Genomic DNA, 26,558 nt, shown 5'->3' with positions numbered 1-26,558 from the left:
CACGGTCTCATTCGTCCAATCTGGCGCTCCGCCCGGGCCCTGTCCACTGGATCGTGGCCGGCACGCCCGCGCCCCCGCCGTCAACCACTTGTTTACCAAGCCGGCGCTTTATGGAAGAAACCCTGCGAATCGACAGCGCGGAACCCGCTCGATGAAGATCCTGCTCGCGGAAGACGACAACGACATGCGTCGCTTCCTGGCCAAGGCGCTGCAGAACGCCGGCTACGACGTCGCCTCGTTCGACAACGGTCTCTCCGCCTACAACCGGCTGCGCGAGGAGCCGTTCGAGCTCCTGCTCACCGACATCGTGATGCCGGAGATGGACGGCATCGAGCTGGCGCGGCGCGCGACCGAACTCGACCCCGACATCAAGGTCATGTTCATCACCGGCTTCGCCGCGGTGGCGCTGAACCCCGATTCCAAGGCGCCCAAGGACGCCAAGGTGCTGTCGAAGCCGTTCCACCTGCGCGAACTGGTCAACGAGGTCGAGAAGCTGATGGCGGCCTGAACGGCCGCTCCCGCGCGGACCGTTGCGCCCCCGGCATAGGCGCGGCGGCGCGATCCGCCTATATGGAGCCTCGCGCCCAGACGGGTCCCGCGAGACGCCACGCCATGCAGCCGGTCACGATCTACACCACGAGCTGGTGCCCCTACTGCACGGCGGCCAAGACCCTGCTGCGCGACAAGGGCGCCGCCTTCACCGAGATCGACGTCGAGGCCAAGGCCGGCGCCCGCAAGGAGATGACCGAGCGGGCCGGCGGGCGCACCAGCGTGCCGCAGATCTTCGTCGGCGAGACCCATGTCGGCGGCTGCGACGACCTCTACGCCCTCGACCGCGCCGGCCGCCTCGACCCGCTCTTGGCCGGGTGATACGATTTTCGGACGATCGGTTCCGAAAATCGTATCGAAGCCCGCGCGGCGTCTGAGCGAAGCTGAAATCCGCATCGCGAAAGCGATCCGGCAGGATCGCCGAGCGATCATCCGGATTTCGTATGAGGCGCGGCGCGGCTTTCAGGCGGCGCTCGGCTCGGCCAGAACGCCGCGGCGGATCTGGTCCTCCTCGATCGACTCGAACAGGGCCTTGAAGTTGCCCTCGCCGAAGCCGTCGTCGCCCTTGCGCTGGATGAACTCGAAGAAGATCGGCCCGATCGCGTTGGCCGAGAACAGTTGCAGCAGGATCTTGGTCGTCCCGCCCTCGACCACGCCTTCGCCGTCGATGAGGATGCCGTTGCGCTCCAGCCGCTCCACCGGCTCGCCGTGGCCGGGCACCCGGCGGTCGATGCGGCGGTAGTACAGGCCCGGCGGCGAGGGCATGAACGCCACCCCGCGCTCGCGCAGGGTCTCGATCGTCGCGTAGATGTCGCGGCAGCCGCAGGCGATGTGCTGGATCCCCTCGCCGTTGTAGGCGTGAAGGTATTCCTCGATCTGGCTCTTCGCGTCGGCCGATTCGTTGATCGGGATGCGGATCTTGCCGTCCGGCGAGGTCAGGGCCTTGGAGAACAGGCCGGTGAGCTTGCCCTCGATGTCGAAGTAGCGGATCTGCCGGAAGTTGAACAACCGCTCGTAGAACCCGGCCCAGACGCTCATCCGGCCGCGATGGACGTTGTGGGTGAGGTGGTCGAGGTAGAACAGCCCGACGCCGGCGGGCCGCGGATCGGGCTCGCCGAGCCACTCGAACTCCGCCGCGTAGGGCGAGCCCTTCGCGCCGTAGGTGTCGACGAAGTACAGCAGCGAGCCGCCGATGCCCTTGATCGCCGGCACGTCGAGGGTCTTGCCGCCCTCCGCCGGGTCGGCCGGCTCGGCCCCGAGGGCGATCGCCCGCGCATAGGCGGCCTGCGCGTCGACCACCCGGAACGCCATCGCGGGGGCGCAGGGGCCGTGGGCGGCGACGAAGCGGTGGCCGTGGCTGCCGGGCTCCTCGTTGACGAGGTAGTTCACGTCGCCCTGGCGGTAGACCGTGATCGCCTTGCTGCGGTGGCGCGCCACCGCGCTGAAGCCCATGGCGCGAAACAGGTCGTGCAGGGCCTGCGGCTCCGGGTGGGCGTACTCGACGAACTCGAAGCCGTCGGTGCCCATCGGGTTGTCGTCGCCGATCACCGGTGCCGGCGCGCCGTGCGGGTAGGGGCCCATGCCATCCTCCTGTTGCTGGCGGGGAGAACAGCATGGTTCGCCCGCGCGAGGCGTGCGAAGGCAGGGCCACGGCCGGCGTTCGATGCGCGGATCGTGCATCCGGAGGGGCGGTCATGGCGGATTCGGTGGATCTGGACGGGTTCGACCTGAAGATCCTCGCGGCCTTGCAGGCGGACGGGCGCCTCGGCAACCAGGAGCTGGCCGACCGGGTGAACCTGTCGGCGAGCCAGTGCTCACGCCGGCGCCTGCGGCTGGAGGAGCGCGGGGTGATCCGCGGCTACCGGGCCGACCTCGCCCCCGGCCTGCTCGGCCTCGGCATCGTGGTGTTCACCAAGGTCGCGCTCGCCGCCCACAGCCGCGACAACGCCCGGCGCTTCGCCGACCTCGTGCGCGGCCTCGACTGCGTGCTGGAGGCCCACGCCCTCACCGGCGACAGCGACTACCTGCTGAAGATGATCGTGCCCGACCTCGCCGCCCTCTCGGCGGTGGTCAACGACGCGCTGCTGCCGCACGAGAGCGTCGCCCATGTCCGCTCCTCGGTGGTGCTGCACACCCTCAAGGAGGCGGCGCCGCTGCCGCTCCCTGTGCGCCGCTGAGGCCGGATGGGCCACGGGGTCGCGCCCTGAAACGCCGCAGCGGGCGCCGCGTTCTGGCCTGACGCAGATCGCTGCACCCGGAGTTCCCCATGCCCGCCCGCCTCACCACCGCGCTCCCGCTCGCCGGCCTCGTCGCCCTCGCGGTCCCGGCGCTGGCCGCCAACGACCTGCCGCCGCCGAAGGCCGGCGGCGAGGTGATGCCCCCGGTCGAGGTGACGATCAGCACGAAGGACGGCGCCGCCGACTGCGCCCCGGCCGAATTGCGACTCCCGGCCCAGAGCAACGTGAGCCTCCAGGTGGTCAACCAGTCCGACGCCCAGGTCTCGATCACCGCGCCGCAGATCTTCCAGAACAAGAACGTGCTGCACCACGACGGCGACGTCGTCCACGTCGCCAGCAACGACGCCTACCTCGTCAAGGCGAAGGGCAAGGGCGAGATCCGCCTGCGCACCATCGCGCCGGGGAACTACACCTGGGGTTGCACCAGCGTGAACGCGCAGTCGAAGCCATTCGAGGGCAAGCTGACGCTCGTCGATCCGGCCCAGTAGGCCGCCGCGTAGCCGGGCGCTGCCGCATATCCTATAGGCGGGCGACCGATCCGGAGCGGGGTTCCCATGCGTCGCATCGCCCGCCTGCCGGGCCTTCTCGCCGTCCTCGCCCTCGCCCCGGCGGCGCGGGCCCAGACGATCTCGCTGGCGCTGCCGCTCGCCTGCACGCCGGGCCGGACCTGCTTCGTGCAGCACTATGTCGACCACGACCCGTCCTCGGGCGCCCGCGACCACGCCTGCGGCCCGCGCACCTATGACGGCCACGACGGCACCGACTTCCGCCTGACGACCCGGCCCGAGGCGGCGCGCGGCCCCGGCACCGTGCTGGCCGCCGCCGACGGCCGGGTGCTGCGCACCCGCAACGACGCGCCCGACGTCTCGGTGCGGGAGACCGGGCGCGGGGCGGTCGCCGGGGTCGAGTGCGGCAACGGCCTCGTGATCGCCCATGCCGACGGCGACGAGACCCAGTACTGCCACCTCGCGAAGGGAAGCCTGCGGGTGAGGCCCGGCGACCGGGTCGCCGCCGGCCAGCCGCTCGGACAGGTCGGCCTGTCGGGCGCGACCGAGTTCCCGCACCTGCACTTCACCCTGCGCCGCAACGGCCGGACGATCGACCCGTTCGCCCCGGGCCTCGCGGCGGGGTCCTGCACTGCGGCGGCCTCCCTGGACGGCTCGCTGTGGAACGAGGCGGCGCGCCGCGCCCTGGCCTACCGGGCCGGTACGGTGCTGAATGCCGGCTTCGCGCCCGGCCCGGTGACCATGGAGGCGGTCGAGGGCGAGGCGGTCGGCGCGGTGCCGCGCGACCCCGACGCCCTGGTGGCCTGGATCCGGGCGATCGGGCTCGACACCGGCGACGTCCAGCGCCTCAGCCTCGCCGGTCCCGACGGCCGGGTGATCGCCGAGCGGGAGGAGCCAGCCCTGGCCCGGCCACGGGCGCAGTCGCTGCTGTTCGCCGGCCGCAAGCGCCCCGCCGGCGGCTGGCCGCCGGGGACCTACGCCGCGACCTTCGCGGTCCGCCGCGGCGGCGCCGACGCGCTCACCCACCGCTTCACCCTGACGCTGCCCTGAGCGCCGCGCACGAAACGCGGCCGTGGCCGGATCGAAACCGCGGGTTGCGCGTTGCAACGCGAGCGTATCCACGCAGCGAGGCCGACGCGATGCAACCGTCCCCGGGTCCCGAACTCCTCGACGCCGACCAGCGCGAGACCTACGCGAGTGCTGGCGAGGCGGCGCTCCGGGCCTGCCTCGGGCGCTTCCCGGAAGACCAGCAGGACCTGTTCTGGCAGGCGATCTGCCGCTGCTACGGCCGCGCCTACGCCAAGCCGGATCCGATCGAGGCGGATCCGATCCTGACCGTCCCGGTCGCGGAGCCGGTGGTGCCGCCGGCCCACGTCATCGACGCGACGCTCGCGGCGGGGGGCGTGGAACTGGCGAACTGAGCCACCCCGAAGCGGCCGGCCCGGCAGCCACGGCCACGCAGGGGAGGGGATTCAGCGGCGTTTGCCCTGCCGTGCGCGGTCGGGATGGCTGTTCATCCCCTCGCGCAGCAAGTCGTTCATCCGCGTCTGCCAACCGGGGCCGCCGGCGCGATGGCTCTCCACGATGTCCGGGTCGAGCCGCAGCTTCACCGCCACCTTCGTCACGTCGGCCCTGGGCCGGCCGCGATTGCGCATCCAGGCGGCGTGGAGTTCGGGCAGGGCCTCGGCGAAGGGTCGAGGCTGCCGGGCTTCCTCATCCGTGATTTCCGGGCTGTCGGGATCGTTGGCGATCTGAGCCTGGATGCGGGCCTCCTCTTCATCCGAGAGGGGCGGAACACTCGCCTTGCGCGTCATGACAGACCTTACGCTCCTTCGCGCTGGCGCGGCGGAAGCTGATGAGGGAAATGGCTTCGGAACCGAGCGGCGCGAAAACAAGGGCACGTAACCGCTCCCCGAACAGTCCGAGTGCGAGGAAGCGGGGACGCCCATCGCGGCCAGGCGCCGCGGGCACGAACAGCGCGGAGCTGAGATCGAAGCCGGCTTCCACGGCCATGAAGTCCAGGCCGTGACCCTCTGGCTCCGGCTTCAGGTTCCTTTGCCGGTTGGGCTCATCCCACACGCTCCGACCCGGCAGGACAAATTACTGGGGGTACAGATATCTCAAGGAACGGGATGCGGACACCTTGGTCCTGCTACCTTGCCGGGCGAAGGGGCGTGGGTTTGCCCCTGCATCGGCCCCCTGCCTGACGCACCACCCAGAAGCTGATTCGATCGGAACCGTCAGCTTCCGATCCTCCCGATCTTCCCTGGTGGCAACCGCCATCCGCGGCGCCCATCCGGATTCCCTTCCCGGCCCGCGTCGGCCATCCTCGCCGCCATGGTGCCCGCGAACCCGCCGTGACCGTCCCCCGTCCCCTGCGCCGCCATCAGCGCAGCCTCGCCGCCCTGGCGGCCGCCCTCGCGCGCGGCGAGGCCGGCGAGGTCGCCGACATCCTGGCGGCGGTCACGCCGGGCGGGGGCAAGTCGCTGCTGCCGGTCATCGCCGCCGCCCGGCTCGTCGCGGCGGGCCTCGTCGCCCGGGTGGTCTGGGTGGTGCCGCGGGATTCCCTGCGGCTCCAGGCCGAGGAGGCGTTCGCCGATCCGGTCTGGCGCGCCGCCCTCGGGCATTCCCTGGCAGTGCGGGCGGCGGAGAACCGGCCCGACCCGGCCCGCGGCCTCGACGGCTACGTCACCACCTATCAGGCGGTCGCGGCGGCGCCCGACCTCCACCTCGCCGAGATCCGCCGGGTCCCGACCCTGCTCGTGCTCGACGAGGTCCACCACCTGCCGGTCCTCGCCGAGGGCGATCCCGGCGCCGAGGAGGCGGGGTGGAGCCGGGCGCTGCTGCCGCTGCTGCGCCACGCCCGCCTGCGGCTGCTGCTCTCCGGCACCCTGGAGCGGGCCGACGGCCGACGGATCCTGTGGCTGCCCTACGCAGCGGCCGGCCCGGGCGCCCGGCCGCTGCCGGACCTCGACGCGCCGGGCTGGGCGGTGATCGGCTATTCGCGCTCCGACGCCCTGGCCGAGCGAGCGGTGCTGCCGGTGAGCTTCGGCGCCCTCGACGGCGAGGCGAGCTGGCTCGAGGGCGGGCGGGCCTCGGAGCAGGCCCGGGTCGGCCCGCACCGGCTGTCGGCCCGGGGCGCGACCACCCGCCCGGCCCTGTTCACGGCGCTCCGCACCGGCTTCGCCCGCGACCTCCTGCGCGAGGCGTTCTTCGCCACCCGCCGCCTCCGCACGGCGCGCCGGGAGGCGCGGGGGCTGCCCACCGGCGAGGCGGCGAGCGGCCTCGGCAAGCTCCTCGTCGTCGCCCCCGATCAGGCCAGCGCCCAGCGCTACCACGCGATGCTGCGCGGCTGGATGCCGCCCGGACAGGCCGAGCGCGACATCCGCCTCGCGATCTCCGACGAGCCCGGCGCCCACGCGGCGCTGGCGGCGTTCCGGCTGCGGCCGGAGCCGGCCGTGCTGGTCACGGTGGCGATGGCCTACGAGGGGCTCGACGCCCCGGAGGTCGCCGTGGTGGCGGCGCTGACCCACATCCGCAGCCGGCCCTGGCTCGAACAGATGATCGCCCGCGCGACCCGGGTCGATCCCCATGCCGGCGATTACGCCGACCAGCATGCCCTGGTGTTCCACCCCGACGACCCGCTCTTCGCGCGCTTCCGCGCCCGGGTCGAGGCCGAGCAGGCCACCGCCCCCGGCCGCCGCCCGCCGCGCCCGGTCGGCGCCGCCAACGGCCCGGTGCGCGAGGGACCCGACGACGGCATCGTGCCGCTGGAGAGCAACGCCATCGGGCTGCGCTACCTCATGCTGCGCCCGCGCCCCGCCGCACCCGCCCCGGAGGCCGAGCCGACACCGGCTGCTCCGGCCGCCGTCGCGGCCCCGGCCGAGCCGCCCTCGCGGGCCGAGGACCGCCTGCGCGCCCGCGTCGCCGCCCTGGTGACCGCGCAGGCGGCGGAGGACGCGGCCGACCTGCGGGTGCCGCGCCGCGGCGGCCTGCCCCACCGCTACAACGCGGTGCTCAAGCGGGTCTCCGGCCGCAGCCGGGCCGAGATGAGCGCCGCCGAACTCGAGGCCGCCCTCGACTGGCTGGAGCGCAACCGCCTGCACGACCACCTCCACCTGCTGGAGGGCGACGCCCGCTACGTGTGAGGATGCGGGCCGAGGCGGACCTTGGCGCCGGGCCTTCTCCACCCCACCTCGGACCGACCGGCCGCGGGTGCCCCGCGGCCCGCCGGAGACCGACGCCGATGTTCGACGCCAAGCGCCTCCTCGACCAGTTCCTCGGTGGCGGCGGCCATCGCGGCGGGCAATGGGGCGGCCATCCGGGCCCCTCCTCCGGCGCGCCCCTCGACCAGCTCGCCCGGTCCCTCAGCGGCGACGGCGCCAAGGGCGCGATCCTCGGCGGCCTCGCCTCGCTGGTCCTCGGCGGCCGGCGCCGCGGCGGCGGCTTCGGCGGCGGCATGATGGGCGGAGGAATGGGCGGGGGTCTCGGCGGCGGCATGATGGGCGGCCGGACGGGAAGGGCCGGCGGCCTCGCGATGATCGCCTCGCTCGCCTATCAGGCCTACCGGCAGTGGGAGGCGAACCGGCCGCCGGCGCCCCAGGGCGGCGGTCGGCCGGGCGGTTTCGGCGGGCAGCGCCACGGCGCCTTCGCGCCGGTGCCGGCCGCGGCGCCGCAGCGCTCCGGCGGCTTCCTGCCGAGCGCCGAGGAGGCCGCCGCGATGCTCGGCGGCACCCGCTTCGCCCCGGCCTCGACGGCCGACGAGGAGACGCTCGCCCGCGCGCTGCTCACCGCGATGATCGCCGCCGCCAAGGCCGACGGGCAGATCGACGCCGACGAGCAGGCGCGGATCTTCGGGGAGATGGATCGCCACGACCTCGACCCCGACGACAAGGCCTTCCTGATGGACGCCCTGCGGGCGCCCCTCGACATCGACGCCGTCGCCCGCCTCGCCCGCTCGCCCGAGGAGGCGACGGAGATCTACGCCGCGTCGGTGATGGCGATCCGGGTCGACACCGAGCCGGAGCGGCGCTACCTCGACGACCTCGCCCGGCGCCTCGGGCTCGATCCGGGCCTCGCGCGCCACATCGAGCGGACGATCGCGCAGGCATCCGAATCGGCGCCGCGTTAACGCTTCGCTAACCCTGCGGGCTCCTGATGGGCCGGTAAACAAGCGGTAAACCCGTGCAGACCCCCAGTCCCTCCCGCCCGCCGATCCGTTTCCGTGGCCGCTCGTTCATGGCGGTGGTGCTCGCGCCCTCCGCCCCGGTCGCCGACTGGCTCGCCGACCTCGACGCCCTGGCCCGGCGCTCGCCGGCCTTCTTCGCCGGCCGCGCCGTCATCCTCGACGTCACCGGCCTCGCGCCGGGCCGCGACGACCTGATCGACCTCGTCGGCGCCCTCCGGGCCCGGGACATCCCGATCATGGGCCTGGAAGGGGCGGGCGGCGCCGCCGGGGACGGCCTGCCGCCGGCCCTGAGCGGCGGGCGCCCGGCCGAGACGATCCCGACCCCGGACGACCCGGCTCCCGCCCCGGCCGAGCGCCCGAAGGCCACCGGGTCGCTCGTCCTCGACCAGCCGGTGCGCTCGGGGCAGGCGATCCTGTTCCCGGAGGGCGACGTGACCGTGATGGGCTCGGTCGCCTCGGGCGCCGAGATCATCGCGGGCGGCTCGATCCACGTCTACGGCGCCCTGCGCGGGCGGGCGATCGCCGGCGCCAGCGGCAACGCCAACGCCCGCATCGTCTGCCGCCGGTTCGAGCCCGAGCTGCTGGCCATCGACGGGCTCTACCGCATCGCCGACGACATCGACCCGTCGCTGATCGGCCGTCCGGTCCATGTCTGGCTCGACGGCGACGCGATGCGCACCTCGCCGATCGACTGATCCTTCGGAGGACCCCCGATGGCGTCCGACGCGCCGACGATCTACGCCAACGCCCTGATGGGCCTCAGCCTGCGCCGGCCCGGCATCCTTCAGGTCACCCTCGGCACCGCCGGCTTCGAGGCGGCCGAGCCCGAGATCGCCCTGCGCCTCGCGGTGCCGGACGACACCGCGGCGGAACTGCTGGAAGCGCTGGTCGAGGGGCTCCAGGCCGCCGCCGAGGCGGAGGCCGAGGAGAGCGACGAGGAGCTGGACGAGCCCTACGAGGCCTCGGTCGGCGACGTCGCGACCGCCGGGCTCCTCGCCACCACCCTCGCCACCGCGATGGGCGACGCCCTCAGCCTGCTCGCCGAGCGCCCCGACTACCTCGAGCGCCTCGCCGAGATCGAGGAGCGGGCGCTGCTCGCCACCCGCAACTCGGTCTCCGAGGGAGTCTCGGTCGAGGACGAGGCCAAGGCGGTGCGCGACACCGTGGCGGTGCTCCAGAGCCTGTTCGCGCAGTGGCGCACCGACCACGGCCCGCCGCCACCGGCACCGGAGGCGCCCCCGCCGGAGCCGCCGGAAGGTTAGGCGGGGTCAGGCCGGCGGCTTGGTCTGCCGGCGTGGAGCCGGCCACGCTCACTCCACTCCCGCCCGCAGATGCGCGACGAAGTCCTGCGCGAAGGGCGGCAGGCCCGCGAGGCTGCGCAGGCAGATCGTGAGGTCGCGCACCGCCCACGGATCGGCGAGCGCCACGACCGCGATCGCCATGGTGCGGGCGGCCCGGCGGGCGGTGGTCTCGGGGACGATGCCGAGGCCGGCGCGGCACTCGACGAGGCGGCAGACCGCGTCGAAGCCGCGCAACTGCACCCGCAGGCGCAGGGGCCGGCCGGCCCGCGCCGCCTTGACGGCGAGGAACCGGGTCAGCGCGCTCGCCCGGTCGAGCCCGACGAGGTCGTGCTCCAGCACCTCGGCGAAGTCGACCGCCGCGCGGGCGGCGAGCGGGTGGTCCTGCGCCACCACTACGACGAAGCGGTCGCGGCGGAACGGGAAGGTCTCGAGCGTGCCGGTCTCGACCGTGCCGGCGACGAGGCCGAGATCGGCCGCCCCCTCGGCGACCAGCCCGACGATCTCGTCCGACAGCCGCTCCTCGATGTCGACGCTCACGCCGGGATGCTCGGTGAGGTAGGCCGACAGCGCCTCGGGCAGGAATTCGGTGAGCGCATTGGTGTTGGACAGGACCCGGATCAGGCCCGAGGCGCCGCCGGCGAAGGCCGACAGGTCGCTCTGCAGCCGCTCGACGTCGGAGAGGATCGCGCGGGCATGCGACAGCAGGGCGCGCCCGGCCGGGGTCGGGGTGACGCCCTGGCGGGCGCGCGTCAGGAGCGAGGCCCCGAGCGAAGCCTCCATCGCGCGGATGCGGTGGCTCGCCGCCGCCAGCGCGAGGTTCGCCCGCCCGGCGCCGTGGGTGATCGACCCCGCCTCGACGACGTGGCGGAACAGGCTGAGGTCGACGAGGTCGAAATGCATGGCGGTCCCGGGCTGCTTGCGCCGGACGCGAAAGCCGGGACGATGCCATCCGCCCCGGCCGAACGTCCGGCCCGTGCCACCCTTCGCGGTTCGCGAAGGGAGCGTCAACGAGAGCCGTATTGCGAACCGGACCAGTTCCAAGGAAGAGATACGGTCGAACCATCCGTTGCCCGGGTGCCGAGCCCGCGACCCGCCGCGTTGCGGGCCGGCGGCGGACCCGGTAGGGAAGCCCAGTTTAGAGCCGCTACAGCGTCCTCGGGACGCGACAAGGAACGCATGATGGCCGAACCCGCCAGGTCCCCCGCCGCCGGCAGCCCGGTGGTCCGTCCGCTGTCGCCCCACCTCCAGATCTACCGCTGGACCTGGACCATGGCGATGTCGGTGTTCCACCGCATCACCGGCGTGGCGCTGTATGCCGGCACCTTCCTGGTCGCGGTCTGGCTCGTCGCCCTGGCCTCCGGTCCGGGCGCCTACGACCCGGTGGCGTGGCTCTACGGCTCGATCCTCGGGCGGCTGGTGATCTTCGTCTACACCTGGATCCTGCTCCACCACATGCTCGGCGGCATCCGCCACCTCGTCTGGGACTTCGGCCACGGCATGGAGCCCGGCACCCGCATCGCCATGGCCAAGTACACGCTGGTCGGCTCGGCCGCGCTGACGGTCGTCGTCTGGGCCGTCGCCCTGCTGGCCCGCTGAGGAGTTCGCCCGATGGCCGACAACCGCCCCGAGATCCGCCCCTCGATCCGCACCGCCAGCGCCCGCGTGAAGGGCCTCGGCCCGGCCCATCACGGCACCAGCGAGTGGTGGCTGCACCGGGTCACCGCGGTCTCCAACGTCCCGCTGATCCTCGCCTTCGTGGTCATCATCGCCAAGATGGCCGGCCGCCCCTACCCGGAGGCGGTCGCGCTGATCTCGCACCCGCTCGTCGCGATCCTGCTGATCCTGGCGGTGATCTCGGTGACAAACCACATGCGGATGGGGCTCCAGATCGTCATTGAGGACTACGTCCACGACAAGGGCCTGAAGATCGCCGCGGTGATGGCGAACAACTTCTACTGTGTCGCAGTCGCCGTCGCCTGTCTCTACGCCATCTTGCGGGTGAGCCTCTAGAGCCCTGTCCGACGCAGTGGAGACCGCTTCGTCGGACGATGCGGCAAAGTCAACGATCCGGAGCAGGGTCCGATCGCCGCGATCGAACCGCGCTCCGGCCCTCGCGTAACCTGTCAGGGAATTCGCCCATGGCCACCAACGGAACCGCCGCGCCGGCCCAGAACGGCAAGGCGTACCCCATCATCGACCACACCTTCGACGTCGTGATCGTCGGCGCCGGCGGCGCGGGCCTGCGCGCCACCGTCGGCTGCTCGCAGGCGGGGCTTCGCACCGCCTGCATCACCAAGGTGTTTCCGACCCGCTCGCACACCGTGGCGGCCCAGGGCGGCATCTCGGCCTCGCTCGGCAACATGGGGCCGGACGACTGGCGCTGGCACATGTACGACACCGTGAAGGGGTCGGACTGGCTCGGCGACCAGGACGCGATCGAGTACCTCGTGCGCAACGCCCCGGCCGCCGTCTACGAGCTCGAGCACTGGGGCGTGCCGTTCTCGCGCACCGCCGAGGGCAAGATCTACCAGCGCCCGTTCGGCGGCATGACCACCGAGTACGGCAAGGGCACCGCGCAGCGCACCTGCGCGGCGGCCGACCGCACCGGCCACGCCATGCTGCACACCCTCTACGGGCAGGCGGTGAAGGCGAAGACCGAGTTCTTCATCGAGTACTTCGCCCTCGACCTCATCATGGACGAGGAGGGGCGCTGCCGCGGCGTGATCGCCCTCGATCAGGCGACCGGCGAGATCCACCGCTTCCGCGCCGCCACGACGGTGCTGGCCACCGGCGGCTACGGCCGGGCCTACTTCTCGGCGACCTCGGCCCATACCTGCACCGGCGACGGCAACGCGATGGTGCTGCGGGCCGGCCTCGCACTCGAGGACATGGAGTTCGTCCAGTTCCACCCGACCGGCATCTACGGCGCCGGCTGCCTCATCACCGAGGGCTCGCGCGGCGAGGGCGGCTATCTGACCAACTCCGAGGGCGAGCGCTTCATGGAGCGCTACGCACCGTCCGCCAAGGACCTCGCCTCCCGCGACGTGGTCTCGCGCTCGATGACCATGGAGATCCGGGGCGGCCGCGGCGTCGGCAAGAACAAGGATCACATCTTCCTGCACCTCGACCACCTCGACCCGAAGATCCTGCACGAGCGCCTGCCCGGCATTTCGGAGAGCGCGAAGATCTTCGCCGGCGTCGACGTGACCAAGGAGCCGATCCCGGTCATCCCGACCGTGCACTACAACATGGGCGGCATCCCGACGAACTATCACGGCGAGGTGCTGACGCTGAAGGACGGCAATCCCGACCACGTCGTGCCGGGCCTGATGGCGATTGGCGAGGCGGCCTGCGTGTCGGTGCACGGCGCCAACCGCCTCGGCTCGAACTCGCTCATCGACCTCGTGGTGTTCGGCCGCGCCGCGGGCCTGCGCTGCGCCGAGATCGTCGAGGCCGGTGCCCGCCAGCCCGACCTTCCGGCGGACTCGGCCGACAGGGCGCTCGCCCGCCTCGACCGCTTCCGCTACGCCGATGGCGCCACCCCGACCGCGGAACTCCGCCTCGAAATGCAGAAGACGATGCAGAACAACTGCGCCGTGTTCCGCACCGGCGAGGTGCTGGAGGAGGGCAAGGGCCTGATCCACAAGGTCTGGGCCGGCTCGGAGGATGTCGGGGTCACCGACCGCTCGCTGGTGTGGAACACCGACCTCCTGGAGACGCTGGAGTTCGACAACCTCATCGGTCAGGCGGTGGTCACGATGGAATCAGCCGCCAACCGGACCGAGTCGCGCGGCGCGCATGCCCGCGAGGACTTCCCGGACCGCGACGACAAGCAGTGGATGAAGCACACCCTGGCGTGGCTCGACCCCGACGCCCGCAAGGTCGCGATCGACTACCGGCCGGTCCACACCTACACGATGTCGAACGACATCTCGTACATCGAGCCCAAGGCTCGTGTGTATTAAGGCCCGCGTGTACTGATGCGCCGCCGCGCGCCGCCCGGATCCGGGTGGCGCCGGCCCCCTCGGGAAACCCTGTCATGCTGAAGTTCTGGCGGCGCCCCGCGGCGGAGGCCGCGAGCCCGGCCTGGGCCGAGATCGTCCGCAGCCGTCAGGTCGCGGTCGATCAGGCGGCGGAACTGGCGCGGGCCCGCAACCCGGCCGAGGCGGCGTTCTACGCCCAGACCGACTGCCTCGCGCTGAAGTGGCACCACTACCTCGAAGTCTACGACCGCCACCTGTCGCGCTACCGCGGCAAGCCGGTTCGGCTGCTCGAACTCGGCGTGTTCCACGGCGGCTCGCTGCAGATGTGGCGGCGCTACTTCGGCGAGGCGGCGGTGATCCACGGCATCGACGTCGACCCGCGCTGCGCCGCCTTCGACGATCCCGGACTGCACGTCCATATCGGCAGTCAGGCCGATCCGGCTGTGCTGGATCGGGCCATGGCCGCGATGGGCGGGGTCGACGTCGTCATCGACGACGGCAGCCACCGCAACGATCACCAGATCGCCTCGTTCGAGCACCTCTACCCGCGCATCGCGCCGGACGGGGTCTACGTCGTCGAGGACGTGCACAGCTCGTACTGGCCCGAGTTCCAGGGGGGACTGCGCCGGCCGGGCTCGTTCGTCGAGTTCGCCAAGCGCCAGCTCGACCGCCTCAATGCCCGCTACGTCGTCGAGGGCGATGCGGCCGACCGCGACACCGCCTTCGCCGACATGACCCACGGCATCGCCTTCCACGACAGCATGGTGGTTTTCGAGAAGCGCCCCGACACGGCGCCCTGGCACACCGCCGTCGGCCACCGCACCCTCTACTGATCCGGAGTTCGCTCAAGCCATGGCCCAGTTCAACCTTCCCAAGAACTCGCAGTACACCGAGGGCAAGACCTGGCCCCGGCCTGCCGGTCAGAACGTCCAGGAGTTCCGGATCTACCGCTGGAACCAGGACGACGGCGCCAACCCGCGCATCGACACCTACTACGTCGATCGCGACGATTGCGGTCCGATGGTGCTCGACGCGCTGTTGTGGATCAAGAACAAGATCGATCCGACCCTGACCTTCCGGCGCTCGTGCCGCGAGGGCATCTGCGGCTCCTGCGCCATGAACATCATGGGGCAGAACACCCTCGCCTGCACGCTCGGCATCGACGATTGCCAGTCGGGCCAGATCAAGATCTACCCGCTGCCGCACATGCCGGTGCTGAAGGATCTGGTGCCGGACCTGACCGCGTTCTTCGCCCAGCACGCCGCGATCGAGCCCTGGCTCCAGACCGAGTCGCCGACCCCCGAGAAGGAGTGGCGCCAGACGCCGGAGGACCGCACCCGGCTCGACGGGCTGTACGAGTGCATCCTGTGCGCCTGCTGCACCACCTCGTGCCCGAGCTACTGGTGGAACGGCGACCGCTTCCTCGGCCCGGCGGCCCTGCTCCAGGCCTATCGCTGGCTGATCGACAGCCGCGACGAGCACACCGGCGAGCGGCTCGACACGCTGCACGATCCCTTCCGGCTCTACCGCTGCCACACGATCATGAACTGCGCCAACACCTGCCCGAAGGGGCTGAACCCGGCGAAGGCGATCGCCGAGATCAAGAAGATGATGATCGCCCGCGAGGTGTGAGCGGGAGGGGGTGCGGGGAGTGCTCCGAACCGGGAGACTCGTCACGGCTCCGGACGGTCGGTCGAAGCGGCCGCAACCTCGACCCTCCCCCCTCTGCGGGGAGGGTGGCGAGCGGAGTGAGCCGGGAGAGGGGAACGCGACGGTTCAGAACGTAGCGGCGTTGACCAGGGTCGCGGCTTCTCCGGAAACGGCATCCCCTCTCCCGCCCGGCATCCGCCGGGCACCCTCCCCGCAGAGGGGGGAGGGTTCGGGCGTCGAGTCTGCGCCTCCCGAACCGCCTACTCCGCCCCCGCCCGCACCCGCGCCGCGAGCGCCTCCACCTCGGCCACCACCGCGTCGCTCGCGGTGTAGTGCAGCATGTGGCCGGTGCCGGGCAGCACCACGAGACGGGCGCCCGGCACGTCGCGGGCCATCGCCTCGGCGTGGACCGGGGTGCGCACGATCGGGTCGGCATCGCCGGCGATGATGACGGTCGGAGCCGCGATCTGCGGATAGCGCGGGCGCTGCCGGGCCAGGAACTCGTAGAGCCCGTCGAGATCCTGGAGATTGGCCTCGAAGGTCGAGGGCCGCAGCACCAGCGGGACCCGGGCGGCGTCGGCGTAGCCCGGCGGCATCGGGTCGGGCTTGAACACCACGGCGGCGAAACGGTCGAGGGCGTAGAGTCCGAACGGCGCCGCCACGGTGCGCGCGGCGATCCAGAGCAGCGTCCGGCCGAAGACCGAGCGGTACCAGCCGGCATAGCCCGGCACGGTGCCGCCGGGCCAGGGATGGGTGGCGGGGGCGAGGAGCACCAGCCCGGCCACCCGCTCCGGCGCGTCGAGGGCGAGCGTGGCGGCGAGCGCCCCAGACCAGGAATGGCCGACCACCAGGGCCGGGCCGACCCCGAGGGCGCCGAGCCCGGCGGCGATCAGCCGGGCCTGCACGGCGGGGGAGGCGGCGGCCGCGCCCTCAATCCGGTCGCTCCAGCCGAATCCCGGCCGGTCGAAGGACAGCACCCGGAAGCCGTCGCCGGCGAGCCGCCGGCCGATCGCCTGCATCGGGTCCATGGCGTTGGCGGACGCGCCGTGCAGGAGCACCACGGTGCCGCGGCTCGCCGCGCCCTCGCCGGGCCCGGCCTCGATCACCGCGAGATGGCCGCCCGGCACCGCGACCCGGCGCCCGGCCGGCGGATAGCGCGCCTCGATCTGGCTCGTGATGACGAGGGTCGCCACCGCCGCGCCGGCCAGCACGAGGAAGGGAAGCCCGAGGAGGATCCCGGCCAGGATCGCGGTCACGCGGCCGACCCGCCGCCATCTCGTGCGCCGGTCACCGGGCGTCAAAGATCGCGGCCGTCGACGTCGGGCGCGAGGCGCTCGATCGCCTCGCGCAGCTTGCCCATGCGCGGATACAGCGCCTCGGCCCGGCGGAAGGCGGCGAGTGCCCGGGCGTTGTCGTCGCCCGCGAGGTAGATCTGGCCGAGCGCCGCCCAGGCCTCGAAGTGGCGCGGCTCCAGGCTCAGCGCCCGGTGCAGGTCGGCCACCGCACCGGTCGGGTCGTCGAGGAGGTAGAAGGCGGTGGCGCGCCGGCTCCAGCCCTCGGCCCAGGCCGGCTCCAGGGCCACGACCCTGTCGAGCAGTTCGACCGCCAGCGGATAGTCCTTCGCCTTCAGCGCCTCGCCGGCGCGGTTCGCCAGCAGGTCGGCGGTGTCGCTGCCGGAGCGGTCGAGGCGGCGCTCGATGAGCTGAGCGACGCCCTTGGCCTCGGCGTCGTCGCCGGCCTGCTTCAGCCGGGCGTAGAGGTCGTCGAGGGTGACGGGCGGGCGCGGCGCGTCCTTGCGGGCCGGGGCCGGCTCGGACGCGGAAAAGGCCGGCGTCCCGAGGAAACCGGCCTGGGTGATCGCGAGGATGCAGATCGTGAGAAGCGGACGGCGCATCCCGGCACCTTCCGGCGCCGGCGCGGGTCCGTCAACGCGATGGCTTGCCGCGGCGGCGAAGCCGGCGCGGGGGTTCAGCCCTGGCGGGCCTTGTAGCGCTTCTGGGTCTTGTTGATGACGTAGACGCGGCCCTTGCGGCGCACGAGCTGGCTGTCGCGATGCCGGCCGCGCAGCGACTTCAGCGAGTTGCGGATCTTCATGGTCTTGGTCTCTTGGTCCGGCGGGTGTGGAACGGATCGCCGCGCCGGCCGGGGCCGAACGCCAGGGCCGGGCGACGCGGCGCCGCCCGGTGCGAAGGCGGCTGACTGACAGGGGCACTGCGAAAAGTCAATCTGCGGAGGTGATGTCGGAACGTCGGTGCTCAGAAATCCGCGTGCAGCCGGGCGGCGAAGAAGTGGGCCGGGCCGCGGTCGCGGTTGTAGCCCGGGTTGGCGACGAACTGGTAGTCGAGGGTCGCGACCACGCGCGGGATCAGCGTCGCGGCGTAGTACGCCTCGAAGGCGCGCTCGGGGGCGTAGTTCAGGCGGCCGTCGCCGATCAGCAGGCCGAGGCCGCCGGCGGCGAAGTAGTCCTGGTGCGCCCGGGTCAGGCCGTTGACGGCGGCGCCGATCCCGACCGTGTCGGCGGGCCGCTCCCACGACGTGCCCTTGAGCGAGATCCCGCCCGACAGGCTGCGGTCGATGTCGGTGAAGGACAGGCTCTCGCTGCGCCCGTCGGAGGCGCTGGCGCGGGCGAAGACGCCGAGATCCGCCGTCACTGCCTGTTCGAGGTTGGCGTAGGCGCCGGACTTGCGCCGCGGCCGGCGGGTCGCCTCGGCGGCGTCGTTGATGTCGTCGAAGGCGCCCGCCCCGGTCAGCGCCAGCACCTGCCGGTAGCTCGCCGAGTTGCCGACATTGGAGAACAGACCGAGGCGGAGCTTGCCCGGCTGGGCCAGGACCGGAAGGGTGTAGCGCCCCTCGAACTCGACGTTGACGCCGGCCCGCTCGAACACCCGCGGATCGAGCACGTCGTTCGAGGGCTGCTTGGGCACCTGGGTGTAGGCGGCGCGGATCGCGAACTCGGCCCGGTTGTACTCGACCATCACGCCTTGCGTGAAGCCGGGCAGGTTGGCCGGGAAGTCCCAGGCCGAGGACGCCCACAGCGACCAGTTCATGAAATCGACCCGCGGGTCGTGGGCGTAGACGTTGCCGTCGAAGAAGTCGCCCAGCGCGAACTTGCCGGCGACCACGGTGATGCGCTCGACGTCGTAGGTGGCGGCGACTTGGTTGGGGCCGTCCGGGACGGTCACGGTCTCGCCGCCGAGCCCGAAGGTCTGGCGCACGAAGTAGCGGTTGGAGCGCAGCTTCGGGAACGGGGCGCCGGCCTTCTGCGCCTCGCCGTTGACGAAGCCGGCGACGCCGAGCGTCCGCGACAGGCCGAAGCCCTGGCTGAATTCGGGGTTGTAGTAGAGTTCGGTGCCCTCGAAGAGCTTGAGGCCGAGGAAGATCGTCGCGGTGGTGGTCGCCTGGGCCTGACGCGGCACGAGGCTGTTCTCGCCGCGATAGGGCGAACGGAAGCCGGGCACGCCCTGGTTGAGGAAGGTGGTCTGACCGTGCAGGGAGAACCGGCTCGACAGGTCGTCCGGCACGTCGGCGTCCGCCGGCAGGCGCAGGCCCTCCGGGTGCCAGGCCAGCCGCGCCATCATCTGGTGCGAGGCGAACGCGGCCTGTGTCGCGACCGGCCCGCCGGCCGGCCCCGGCACGGTGCCGAGGGCGAACCGCCCGCTCCTGCCGAGGTCGACGTAGCGGTAGTCGAGGCCGAGCGAGAGGGTCGGGGCGACCGCGATCTGCAGGCCGGCGCCGAGGGTGAAGCCGAGGAACGAGCGCTCGCGCCGGGCGCTGGCGACCTCGCCGGTGGCGAGGTCGGGGTAGTCGGCGAGGATGCGGGCATTGGCGCCGGCGAGCCCGAAGGTGGCGTAGACGAGGGCGCTGTCGAAGGCGTAGCCGACCCGGCCCCGGGCAGTGCCGTAGACGTCGGTCTTGTCGCGGATGATGGCGAAGGCCGGGGCGTCCTCGTAGCCGAAGCCCCGGATCGTGGAGGGCACCGGCCGCTTCAGGTTGGCGCCGTAGACGTCCGCCTCCACGCCGGCGAGCCAGGGACCCCATTGCCAGTTGTGGCCGCCGAACACGCCGCCGACCGCCGTGGTGGCGTCGCGGCCGGCATCCGAGCGGCGGGTCGAATCGCCCGAGCGGAAGGCCGGGATCGCGCGCCCGCCGATCGTCGTCGGCCCGAAGGCATAGTCGCCGAACGAGGCGCCGGCGCTGCCCTCCAGGCCGAGATACGGGCCCGACCAGTCGATATAGGCCGGCCCCGGGCCACCCGGCACCGGTCGGATACCGGGATCCGCCGCCAGCGCCGGGACGCCCGCCAGGACCGTTCCGGCCAGGACCGCGGGGAGGATCGTCGGCCGGGCGCGGAGGGCGAGGCGGGGCATCGGCATGGTCGACCGCTGTCGCTTGGGAAGGGTCCGTCCTGAATCCACGCCAACCTTGGCTTGTAAATCCCGCGCGGGGGGACGTAGACTCCCCCCGCTCCCGTGCTGCGGCGAAAAACCCTCCTATCGCAACCACTTGATATCGAAAGCCGGCTACCATCCGGACTCGGTCTCCTGCGTGTTGCCCGGGGGTGTGGGCTCGGCGCAACAGCCGTCGGCCGGCATCGGCCTTGCAGATCGACCGCAGCGTCACGGTGGGCCGGCATGTTCGAACGAGTGATCCACGCAACGTTGTCCATCGCGCTGTTCGTCGGCGTCGCGGTGCTGCTCTCGACCGACCGACGGGCGATCCGCCTGCGCACGGTGCTCGCCGCCCTCGGCCTCCAGGTCGCGGTCGGGGCCCTGGTGCTGTTCTGGCCGCTCGGCCGGGAGGCGCTCGGCGCAGTCGCGGCCGGGGTGCAGACCGTCCTGTCCTACGGCGACCGCGGCACCGAGTTCCTGTTCGGCGGCCTCGTCGGGCCGCGGATGGCGGAGCTGTTCGGCGGGGGTGGCTTCGTGCTCGCCTTCCGGGTGCTGGTGCCGATCATCTACGTCTCGGCGCTGATCGGGGTGCTGTACCATCTCGGGCTGATGCAGGCGCTCGCCCGGGGGCTCGGCGCGGCGCTCCAGCGGCTGCTCGGCACGTCGCGCATCGAGACCTTCTCGGCGGTGGTCACGATCTTCATCGGCCAGAGCGAGATCGCGGTGGCCCTGCGGCCGTTCCTCGCCCTGCTCACCCGGGCCGAGCTGTTCGCCGTGATGACGAGCGGGGCCGCCTCGACCGCCGGCTCGATCCTCGCCGGCTACGCCGCCCTCGGGGTGCCGATGGAGTACCTGCTGGCGGCCTCGTTCATGGCGATCCCCGGCGGCCTGCTCTACGCCAAGATCCTGGTTCCCTCGACCGAGCCGACCGGGGTGACCACGACCCGGGTCGAGTTCGGCGAGCGGCGCGCGGTCAACCTGTTCGAGGCCGCCGCCGACGGCGCCCAGAAGGGGGTGGCGGTCGCGGTGGCGGTGGGGGCGATGCTCGTCGCCTTCGTCGGTCTGATCGCGCTGGTGGACGGGTGCGTGGCCGGGCTCGGCCGCCTCGCCGGCCTGCCCGGCGCCTCGATCCAGGGCGGGCTCGGCCTCGTCTTCTCGCCCCTGGCCCGCCTCCTCGGCGTCCCAGCCGAGCACGCGGCGCTGGTCGGCGGCGCGATCGGCCAGAAGATCGCCTTCAACGAGTTCCTGGCCTACGCCAACCTGTCGCCGGTGCTGAGGAGCGGCGAACTCGGGACCCGCACCACCGCGATCCTGTGCTTCGCCCTGTGCGGCTTCGCCAACCTCGCGTCGATCGCGATCCAGCTCGCGAGCTTCGGCAGCCTCGTGCCCGAGCGCCGCTCCGAGGTCGCGGCCCTCGGCCTGCGGGCGATCCTCGCCGGCACCCTGTCGAACCTGACGAGCGCGGCGATCGCCGGGGCGTTCATCGCCGGGTGAGGTGGAGCCCGGATGATCGGGCGCCCGAACCCTCCCTGCCCCGAGGCCCGTCCATGCTCCGCCCGCTCGCTCTCCTGCTGATCCTGGCCGGGTCGGCCGCCGCGCGCGACGACGCCCGCCCGGCCCTCGGCGACGTGACGGTCGCGCCCTCCGGCGCCGCCTCGCTCCGCAGCCTGCGGCTGACCGGCGTCGCCCCGACCGACACGACGTTCCAGAGCACGCCGAACCCCGACGCGATCCTCGCCGCCCCCGGCATGGGGGTTGCGTACTGTCCCGGCCTCGCCTGCCTCGTCGGGTCGGTCGACCGCAACCAGCGCGCCTCGCTGGTCGTCTCCGGCGAGACGAAGCTCGACGGCGAGGCCGAGGAGCAGCTCCTCGCGCTGTCGCTCACCTCCCGGACGGGGCGGCTGACGGACTGGCGCGCCGGGGCCTCCTACGCGGCGGGCGCCAACGTCTACGTCCGGTCCGGCGACAACGTCTTCCGGGTCCGGGATGCCTGCACCTCCGGCACGAAGGCGCCGGCCTTGCCCGACCAGAACGACCCGAAGGGTGCGGTCGTCGCCGACGGATCGTGCCGGCTGGCCTGGATCAACCGCGGCGCCATCGCGGCCAAGCTCGCCGCCTATTTCGAGACCGAGGTCATGCCGGGCTCCGGCAATGCCTGGGTGCAGGCCAACAACTTCATCATGCGGCCCGGGGCGCCGACGAATTTCAACATCAACACCGAACTCGACTTCTCGAACAAGTCGGGGATGGATTGTCCGCTCGGCCACAACTGCACGGCGCTGCGGATCGGCCTGGGCGGCGAGAACAAGGCGACCCACGCGATCGAGATCGCCAGCGACGGCACGGAGCGCCACAAGACCATCTGGGGCCTGCGCTTCAGCGGCCGCAACCTGTCCTCGGACGCACTGATTGCGCTCGACAGCAGCTCGAAATACGGGCTGGCCGCCAACCAGCTCGACCTCGGCGGCGACACGTTCTCGGAGGCCCTGATCTTCGACCGCGCGGCCGGCAAGGTCAGCCTGCAGGTCGCCGGCCACAAGTCGCACGCCGCGATCGACACGCAAGCCGCCACGATCGACCCGCAGGGCGGCGCCCCGACCGCGCTCGTCGTTGCCCCCGGCCAGCAGGTCTGCTTCGCCGGATTCAACGTCTGCCAGCGTTACGATTCCCGCACGCAGCGCCTCGTCACCATCTGGAACGGACAGCCGGTGGCGTCCCTCGACAGCCGGGGCAACGCGGTCTTTCGCGGAACCGTGACCCAGAACGGGACGCCGTGACGGTGTGCGGCGCCGAGAGACCGGATGGTGCCGGCGGAGGGGATCGAACCCCCGACCTTCGGTTTACAAAACCGCTGCACTACCGCTGTGCTACACCGGCACGGCCGGACCGCGACGGTCCGGGGCGTCCGGTCTTAAAAGCCCCTCGGCCCGTCGGCGTCAAGGCGCAACCGGCTCATGACCGGGCCTCCGGCGAGCGGGGGGCGTCGTCGGAGAGCGGGGCTCGGCGTCCGACGGTCCGGGCGAGGCCGTAGAGGCCGAGCGCGGCCACGGGAAGCGCGACGAGGCAGTAGAGTTGCAGCAGGTCCATCGGTCACCGGGCCTCCGCGGGACGCTCGCCGACACCGGGGCGTCCCGAACTCACGGTCGGCCGCCTTCGTGGCGCCGTGATGATGCCCGGATCACGGTCCGGTGAGCGCCGGTTTCGAGGCTTTCCGGCCACAGGTAGCCTCCGAACCGATCTCCACGCCCGCCTCCACCGCCGAGCCGGCAACGGTTCGCCCCGCCTTCGCCACATTCCGACACAAGCGTGACCGGATAAGCGGGACGGTTCGCGCCGTCCGACCCACTGCACGCAAGAGGGCTGCATGCCGCGGATCCGGAGCTTCTCCATCGCCGCCCTGGCGGTCGCCGTCGCGGGCCCCCACCTGGGCGCCTGCAGCCTGGTCCAGCCGGGCTTCGACACCACCGGCAGCCTGCCGAAGACCACCAAGCACCTCGCCGCCGTCACCTCCGCCGACAAGGAGTGCCTGACCCGGGCGATGTACTTCGAGTCGAACCGGACCAGCGAGGAGGGCCTGTTCGCCGTTGGGACGGTGGTGATGAACCGCCTGGAGGCCGAGCAGTACCCGGCCTCGATCTGCGGCGTCGTCGGGCAGAAGCGCCAGTTCGCCCCCGGCGTGCTGTCGAAGCCGATGCGCGACAAGGAGCGGGAGAAGGCCGCGGAGGTCGCCGACGCGCTGCTCTCCGGCGAGCGCCACGGCAGCGTCGGCAGCGCGATGTTCTTCCACACCGCCGGCCTGCGCTTCCCCTACAACAACATGCACTACGTCGCCTTCGCGGGCGGCAACGCCTTCTACGAGAAGCGCCCGCGCGCCCGCGATGCGGCGCCGGCTCCGGTCCAGGTGGCGCACGGCGCGCCGCTGCCGTCCTTCCGTCAGGCTCTGGTCCAGGTCGCCCATGCGGCGCCGGTCCGTGCCCGCCCGACCGCGCTCGCGGAACTCGGTCCGGCGAGCAACATCTGCCGCGTCGCCGCGGTCGCCGGCACGCAGTCGCCGGGCTGATGCCCAGGCGCCGGCCCTCGGGCCGGCACCGGCTCCAGAGCCGGCACCGGCCCGAGGGCCGGCGCTACAGGGTCCGGTCGAGGCGCAGGATGCGGCAGGGATCGCCGGCCTTCGCCGCCGGGGCGTGGGGCTCGCGGATCAGCAGCGCCTCGGCGCTCGCCAGCACCGACAGCATCGAGGAATCCTGGCGCGGGGCCGGATGCACCACCGGCAGCCGGTCGGGGGCGGTGTCGAGGCGCGCCCGCAGGTAGTCCTGGCGGGTGTCGTTGGCCGGCAGGTCGGTGCCGAGGAGCGCCGGCTCGCTGCGGTCGGCCGCCGCGGACGGATCGCCCTGGAGCGCGCGGATCAGCGGACGGACGAAGACGAGGCCGCAGACCACCGACGAGACCGGGTTGCCCGGCAGGCCGATCACCGCCATCGGGCCGAGCCGCCCGTGCATCAGCGGCTTGCCGGGCCGGATCGCCACCCGCCAGAAGCCGAGGTCGAGCCCCTGGCGCACCAGGGCCGACTGCATCAGGTCGTGGTCGCCGACCGAGGCGCCGCCGAGGGTCACCAGCAGGTCGGCCCGCGCGTCGCGCGCCCGGGCGATGGCGGCCTCCAGTTCCGAAAAGCTGTCGCCGGCGATGCCGAGGTCGATCGCCTCCGCCCCGGCCTCGCGGGCGAGCGCCGCGAGCGCGAGGCCGTTCGAGGCGACGATCTGGTCCCAGGACGCCGGCTCGCCCGGCCGCACCAGCTCGTCGCCGGTGGCGAGGATCGCGACCCGCGGCCGGCGCCGCACGCTCAACCGCGGGTGGCCGCCGGCGGCCGCGAGGGCGGTGCGCCAGCCGTCGAGACGCTCGCCTTCCCGCAGCAGCACGTCGCCCTCGCGGAAGTCGAGCCCGCTGCCGCGGACGTAGCGGCCGGGCGGGTTGGCCTCCAGCACGACGACGTGGTCGCCCTCGGCGCGGGTGTCCTCCTGGATCACGATCGAGTCGGCGCCGTCGGGCATCGGCGCGCCGGTGAAGATCCGCAGCGCCTCGCCCGGGCCGAGCCGGCCGCGCCAGCCGCGGCCGGCGGCGCTCTCGCCGACCACCCGCAACCGCACGGGCATCGTCGTCACGTCTTCGCCGCGGACCGCGTAGCCGTCCATCGCCGAGGTGACGAAGGGCGGCTGGGTGCGAACCGCCGGCAGGTCGGCCGCCAGTGTGCGCCCGGCGGCCGCGTCGATCGCCACCGTCTCGGCCTCGACCGGCACCACGCCGGCGAGGATGCGGGCGAGTGCCTCGGCGACCGGGAGGAGCGGCGGCGTCACGGCGCCGGCTCCGCCTCGAAGGATCCCGAGCGCCCGCCGCTCTTGGCGAGCAGCCGCACGCCCTCGATCCGCATGGCGCGGTCGGCGGCCTTCACCATGTCGTAGACCGTGAGGCAGGCGACCGAGACGGCGGTCAGCGCCTCCATCTCGACCCCGGTCGGGCCCTGGACCCGGACCTCGGCGGTGACGCGGATGCCCGGCAGGGCGTCGTCGGGCTCGCACTCCACCCGGACCCGGGTCAGGAGCAGCGGGTGGCAGAGCGGGATCAGCTCGTGGGTGCGCTTGGCCGCCATGATGCCGGCGAGCCGGGCGGTGCCGAGCACGTCGCCCTTCTTGGCATCGCCCTGCCGGATCAGCCGCAGCGTGTCGGGCAGCATCACCACCAGACCCTCCGCCCGCGCGGTGCGGTCCGTCGCCGGCTTGTCGGTGACGTCGACCATGTTGGCCGCGCCGGCGGCGTCGAGGTGGGTCAGGCTCGCCATGGCGGGTCTCCCGGCGGGATCGGGTCTTGTCGGAATCAGGTCGTCTTGCCGAAGAGGAGCCGGCGGGTCGCGGCGGTCACGTCGGCCTCGCGCATCAGGCTCTCGCCGACGAGCAGCGCGCGGATCCCGGCCTCGTCGGCGAGGCGGCGGGCGTCGGCATGGCCGGCGATGCCGCTCTCGCCGACGAGGATGCGGTCCTTCGGCGCGCCGGGGGCGAGGCGGATCGCGGTGTCGAGGGAGACCTCGAAGGTGCGCAGGTTGCGGTTGTTGATCCCGATCATCCGGGCGCCGAGGGGAATCGCCCGGGCGAGCTCGGCCTCGTCGTGGACCTCGACCAGCACGTCCATGTCGAGGTCGTGGGCGGTCTCGACCAGGGCGGCGGCCTCCTCGTCGTCGAGGCTCGCCATGATGACGAGGATGCAGTCGGCGCCCCAGGCCCGGGCCTCGAAGACCTGGTAGGGCTCGAACATGAAGTCCTTGCGCAGGACCGGCAGGGCGCAGGCCGCGCGGGCCGCGCGCAGGTAGTCCGGCCTGCCCTGGAACGACGGCTCGTCGGTGAGCACCGACAGGCACGAGGCGCCGCCGGCCTCGTAGGCCCGGGCGAGCGCCGGCGGGTCGAAATCCTCCCGGATCAGGCCCTTGGAGGGCGACGCCTTCTTGATCTCGGCGATGAGGGCGAGGCGGTCCGCCGCGAGATGGGCCGCGAGGGCGTCGGCGAAGCCGCGCGGCGGATCGGCCTTGGCGACCCGCTTCTCCAGCTCGGCCAGGGGCACGCGCAGCTTCGCCTCGGCGATCTCGCGGCGCTTGTAGGCCTCGATATGGGCCAGCACGTCGGCCGGGCGGGGCCGGGGGGCGGCGGGGTTCGGGTCGGTCTCGAGCAAGGCCGGCTCCTTCCGGAGGAGAGTCGCAGCAAGCACGGAAAA

At 72.8% G+C, this 26,558-nt stretch carries 30 protein-coding genes and 1 tRNA gene; 18 read left to right on the top strand and 13 right to left on the bottom strand.

What is annotated here, in order from left to right; genetic code table 11:
* Positions 1–151 precede the first annotated feature (151 nt).
* Together cpdR and grxC are read left to right on the top strand one after the other, a co-directional pair.
* Complete coding sequence (cpdR, locus tag EOE48_RS23130) at positions 152–508, top strand: cell cycle two-component system response regulator CpdR (RefSeq protein WP_012334928.1); 357 nt, start codon at positions 152–154, stop codon at positions 506–508.
* Between the two features lie 104 nt (positions 509–612).
* Complete coding sequence (gene grxC / locus EOE48_RS23125) at positions 613–870, top strand: glutaredoxin 3 (RefSeq protein ID WP_127733246.1); 258 nt, start codon at positions 613–615, stop codon at positions 868–870.
* Between the two features lie 141 nt (positions 871–1,011).
* Here the strand turns inward: grxC and hppD are convergent, their stop codons facing one another.
* Positions 1,012–2,130 (bottom strand): 4-hydroxyphenylpyruvate dioxygenase, encoded by a 1,119-nt coding sequence (hppD, locus tag EOE48_RS23120; protein ID WP_127733245.1) that lies wholly within the window; start codon positions 2,128–2,130, stop codon positions 1,012–1,014.
* A gap of 113 nt (positions 2,131–2,243) precedes the next feature.
* Between hppD and EOE48_RS23115 the strand changes: the two genes are divergently transcribed.
* The 4 genes from EOE48_RS23115 (at position 2,244) to EOE48_RS23100 (ending at position 4,713) form a co-directional block, all read left to right on the top strand.
* Positions 2,244–2,726: an Lrp/AsnC family transcriptional regulator gene (locus EOE48_RS23115; RefSeq protein WP_127733244.1), complete on the top strand. Its 483-nt coding sequence runs from the start codon at positions 2,244–2,246 to the stop codon at positions 2,724–2,726.
* 89 nt (positions 2,727–2,815) lie between these two features.
* Positions 2,816–3,274 carry a hypothetical protein gene (locus tag EOE48_RS23110; RefSeq protein ID WP_127733243.1) on the top strand — a complete coding sequence of 153 codons (459 nt, stop codon included), beginning with the start codon at positions 2,816–2,818 and terminating at the stop codon, positions 3,272–3,274.
* A 66-nt stretch (positions 3,275–3,340) separates the two neighbouring features.
* Positions 3,341–4,342 carry a M23 family metallopeptidase gene (locus EOE48_RS23105; protein WP_127733242.1) on the top strand — a complete coding sequence of 334 codons (1,002 nt, stop codon included), beginning with the start codon at positions 3,341–3,343 and terminating at the stop codon, positions 4,340–4,342.
* Between the two features lie 89 nt (positions 4,343–4,431).
* Positions 4,432–4,713 (top strand): hypothetical protein, encoded by a 282-nt coding sequence (locus tag EOE48_RS23100; protein ID WP_127733241.1) that lies wholly within the window; start codon positions 4,432–4,434, stop codon positions 4,711–4,713.
* Positions 4,714–4,764: 51 nt separating this feature from the next.
* Here the strand turns inward: EOE48_RS23100 and EOE48_RS23095 are convergent, their stop codons facing one another.
* A complete protein-coding gene (locus tag EOE48_RS23095; RefSeq protein ID WP_127733240.1) occupies positions 4,765–5,106 on the bottom strand; it encodes a BrnA antitoxin family protein in 342 nt (113 codons plus the stop codon).
* Complete coding sequence (locus EOE48_RS23090) at positions 5,069–5,371, bottom strand: BrnT family toxin (protein WP_127733239.1); 303 nt, start codon at positions 5,369–5,371, stop codon at positions 5,069–5,071. The genes EOE48_RS23095 and EOE48_RS23090 overlap by 38 nt, the downstream gene beginning before the upstream one ends.
* Positions 5,372–5,649: 278 nt before the next feature.
* Between EOE48_RS23090 and EOE48_RS23085 the strand changes: the two genes are divergently transcribed.
* The 4 genes from EOE48_RS23085 to EOE48_RS23070 all read left to right on the top strand — a co-directional run bounded on the left by EOE48_RS23085 (position 5,650) and on the right by EOE48_RS23070 (position 9,742).
* Positions 5,650–7,440: a DEAD/DEAH box helicase gene (locus tag EOE48_RS23085; RefSeq protein ID WP_187371519.1), complete on the top strand. Its 1,791-nt coding sequence runs from the start codon at positions 5,650–5,652 to the stop codon at positions 7,438–7,440.
* Between the two features lie 98 nt (positions 7,441–7,538).
* The gene (locus EOE48_RS23080; RefSeq protein WP_127733238.1) at positions 7,539–8,423 is read left to right on the top strand and encodes a tellurite resistance TerB family protein; all 885 of its coding nucleotides are present in this window, start codon (positions 7,539–7,541) and stop codon (positions 8,421–8,423) included.
* 53 nt (positions 8,424–8,476) lie between these two features.
* Positions 8,477–9,175: a septum site-determining protein MinC gene (gene minC, locus EOE48_RS23075; RefSeq protein ID WP_127733237.1), complete on the top strand. Its 699-nt coding sequence runs from the start codon at positions 8,477–8,479 to the stop codon at positions 9,173–9,175.
* An 18-nt stretch (positions 9,176–9,193) separates the two neighbouring features.
* Positions 9,194–9,742 carry a hypothetical protein gene (locus EOE48_RS23070; protein ID WP_127733236.1) on the top strand — a complete coding sequence of 183 codons (549 nt, stop codon included), beginning with the start codon at positions 9,194–9,196 and terminating at the stop codon, positions 9,740–9,742.
* A gap of 48 nt (positions 9,743–9,790) precedes the next feature.
* Here EOE48_RS23070 and EOE48_RS23065 read toward each other — a convergent pair whose 3' ends face one another.
* Positions 9,791–10,681 (bottom strand): LysR family transcriptional regulator, encoded by an 891-nt coding sequence (locus EOE48_RS23065; protein WP_127733235.1) that lies wholly within the window; start codon positions 10,679–10,681, stop codon positions 9,791–9,793.
* Positions 10,682–10,960: 279 nt separating this feature from the next.
* Here EOE48_RS23065 and sdhC point away from each other — a divergent pair, with 279 nt between their 5' ends.
* The 5 genes from sdhC to EOE48_RS23040 all read left to right on the top strand — a co-directional run bounded on the left by sdhC (position 10,961) and on the right by EOE48_RS23040 (position 15,396).
* Positions 10,961–11,377, top strand: a complete 417-nt coding sequence (gene sdhC / locus EOE48_RS23060) for a succinate dehydrogenase, cytochrome b556 subunit (RefSeq protein WP_127733234.1) — start codon at positions 10,961–10,963, stop codon at positions 11,375–11,377.
* 12 nt (positions 11,378–11,389) lie between these two features.
* Positions 11,390–11,791 carry a succinate dehydrogenase, hydrophobic membrane anchor protein gene (sdhD, locus tag EOE48_RS23055; protein ID WP_127733233.1) on the top strand — a complete coding sequence of 134 codons (402 nt, stop codon included), beginning with the start codon at positions 11,390–11,392 and terminating at the stop codon, positions 11,789–11,791.
* A 128-nt stretch (positions 11,792–11,919) separates the two neighbouring features.
* A complete protein-coding gene (gene sdhA, locus EOE48_RS23050) occupies positions 11,920–13,746 on the top strand; it encodes a succinate dehydrogenase flavoprotein subunit (RefSeq protein WP_127733232.1) in 1,827 nt (608 codons plus the stop codon).
* A 74-nt stretch (positions 13,747–13,820) separates the two neighbouring features.
* Positions 13,821–14,597, top strand: a complete 777-nt coding sequence (locus EOE48_RS23045) for a class I SAM-dependent methyltransferase (protein ID WP_127733231.1) — start codon at positions 13,821–13,823, stop codon at positions 14,595–14,597.
* Between the two features lie 19 nt (positions 14,598–14,616).
* A complete protein-coding gene (locus tag EOE48_RS23040; RefSeq protein ID WP_127733230.1) occupies positions 14,617–15,396 on the top strand; it encodes a succinate dehydrogenase iron-sulfur subunit in 780 nt (259 codons plus the stop codon).
* Positions 15,397–15,674: 278 nt separating this feature from the next.
* On the opposite strand, the gene EOE48_RS23035 is transcribed toward EOE48_RS23040, so the two are convergent.
* From EOE48_RS23035 to EOE48_RS23020, 4 genes are all read right to left on the bottom strand, one after another.
* Positions 15,675–16,715, bottom strand: a complete 1,041-nt coding sequence (locus EOE48_RS23035) for an alpha/beta fold hydrolase (RefSeq protein ID WP_127733229.1) — start codon at positions 16,713–16,715, stop codon at positions 15,675–15,677.
* Positions 16,712–17,308 (bottom strand): tetratricopeptide repeat protein, encoded by a 597-nt coding sequence (locus tag EOE48_RS23030; RefSeq protein WP_127733228.1) that lies wholly within the window; start codon positions 17,306–17,308, stop codon positions 16,712–16,714. Before EOE48_RS23030 ends, EOE48_RS23035 begins: the two co-directional genes overlap by 4 nt.
* 74 nt (positions 17,309–17,382) lie before the next feature.
* Positions 17,383–17,508, bottom strand: coding sequence for a type B 50S ribosomal protein L36 (ykgO, locus tag EOE48_RS23025; protein ID WP_127733227.1), 126 nt, complete (start codon positions 17,506–17,508; stop codon positions 17,383–17,385).
* A gap of 161 nt (positions 17,509–17,669) precedes the next feature.
* Positions 17,670–19,787: a carbohydrate porin gene (locus EOE48_RS23020; protein WP_246154736.1), complete on the bottom strand. Its 2,118-nt coding sequence runs from the start codon at positions 19,785–19,787 to the stop codon at positions 17,670–17,672.
* A 258-nt stretch (positions 19,788–20,045) separates the two neighbouring features.
* Between EOE48_RS23020 and EOE48_RS23015 the strand changes: the two genes are divergently transcribed.
* Both EOE48_RS23015 and EOE48_RS23010 read left to right on the top strand, forming a co-directional pair.
* Positions 20,046–21,296: a NupC/NupG family nucleoside CNT transporter gene (locus EOE48_RS23015; RefSeq protein ID WP_127733226.1), complete on the top strand. Its 1,251-nt coding sequence runs from the start codon at positions 20,046–20,048 to the stop codon at positions 21,294–21,296.
* A 53-nt stretch (positions 21,297–21,349) separates the two neighbouring features.
* Complete coding sequence (locus tag EOE48_RS23010; protein ID WP_127733225.1) at positions 21,350–22,579, top strand: hypothetical protein; 1,230 nt, start codon at positions 21,350–21,352, stop codon at positions 22,577–22,579.
* Between the two features lie 25 nt (positions 22,580–22,604).
* Here the strand turns inward: EOE48_RS23010 and EOE48_RS23005 are convergent.
* Positions 22,605–22,679: transfer RNA gene (locus tag EOE48_RS23005), tRNA-Thr, on the bottom strand.
* A 75-nt stretch (positions 22,680–22,754) separates the two neighbouring features.
* On the bottom strand, positions 22,755–22,889 hold the full coding sequence (locus EOE48_RS30300) for a hypothetical protein (protein WP_281292798.1): 135 nt from the start codon (positions 22,887–22,889) through the stop codon (positions 22,755–22,757).
* Between the two features lie 277 nt (positions 22,890–23,166).
* Here EOE48_RS30300 and EOE48_RS23000 point away from each other — a divergent pair, with 277 nt between their 5' ends.
* Positions 23,167–23,862: a cell wall hydrolase gene (locus tag EOE48_RS23000; protein WP_127733224.1), complete on the top strand. Its 696-nt coding sequence runs from the start codon at positions 23,167–23,169 to the stop codon at positions 23,860–23,862.
* Between the two features lie 64 nt (positions 23,863–23,926).
* Here the strand turns inward: EOE48_RS23000 and EOE48_RS22995 are convergent, their stop codons facing one another.
* Genes EOE48_RS22995 through trpC form a run of 3 tightly spaced genes read right to left on the bottom strand, consistent with a single transcriptional unit; the run spans position 23,927 to position 26,516 of the window.
* Positions 23,927–25,153 carry a molybdopterin molybdotransferase MoeA gene (locus EOE48_RS22995; protein WP_127733223.1) on the bottom strand — a complete coding sequence of 409 codons (1,227 nt, stop codon included), beginning with the start codon at positions 25,151–25,153 and terminating at the stop codon, positions 23,927–23,929.
* Positions 25,150–25,635 (bottom strand): cyclic pyranopterin monophosphate synthase MoaC, encoded by a 486-nt coding sequence (gene moaC, locus EOE48_RS22990; RefSeq protein WP_127733222.1) that lies wholly within the window; start codon positions 25,633–25,635, stop codon positions 25,150–25,152. Before moaC ends, EOE48_RS22995 begins: the two co-directional genes overlap by 4 nt.
* Before the next feature lie 35 nt (positions 25,636–25,670).
* On the bottom strand, positions 25,671–26,516 hold the full coding sequence (gene trpC, locus EOE48_RS22985; RefSeq protein WP_127733221.1) for an indole-3-glycerol phosphate synthase TrpC: 846 nt from the start codon (positions 26,514–26,516) through the stop codon (positions 25,671–25,673).
* Positions 26,517–26,558 lie beyond the last annotated feature (42 nt).

It is taken from the genome of Methylobacterium oryzihabitans, from assembly GCF_004004555.2.
GTDB lineage: Bacteria > Pseudomonadota > Alphaproteobacteria > Rhizobiales > Beijerinckiaceae > Methylobacterium > Methylobacterium oryzihabitans.
The sequence above is the reverse complement of the archived record's forward strand: the minus strand, read 5'-3'. Positions and strand labels throughout refer to the sequence as shown.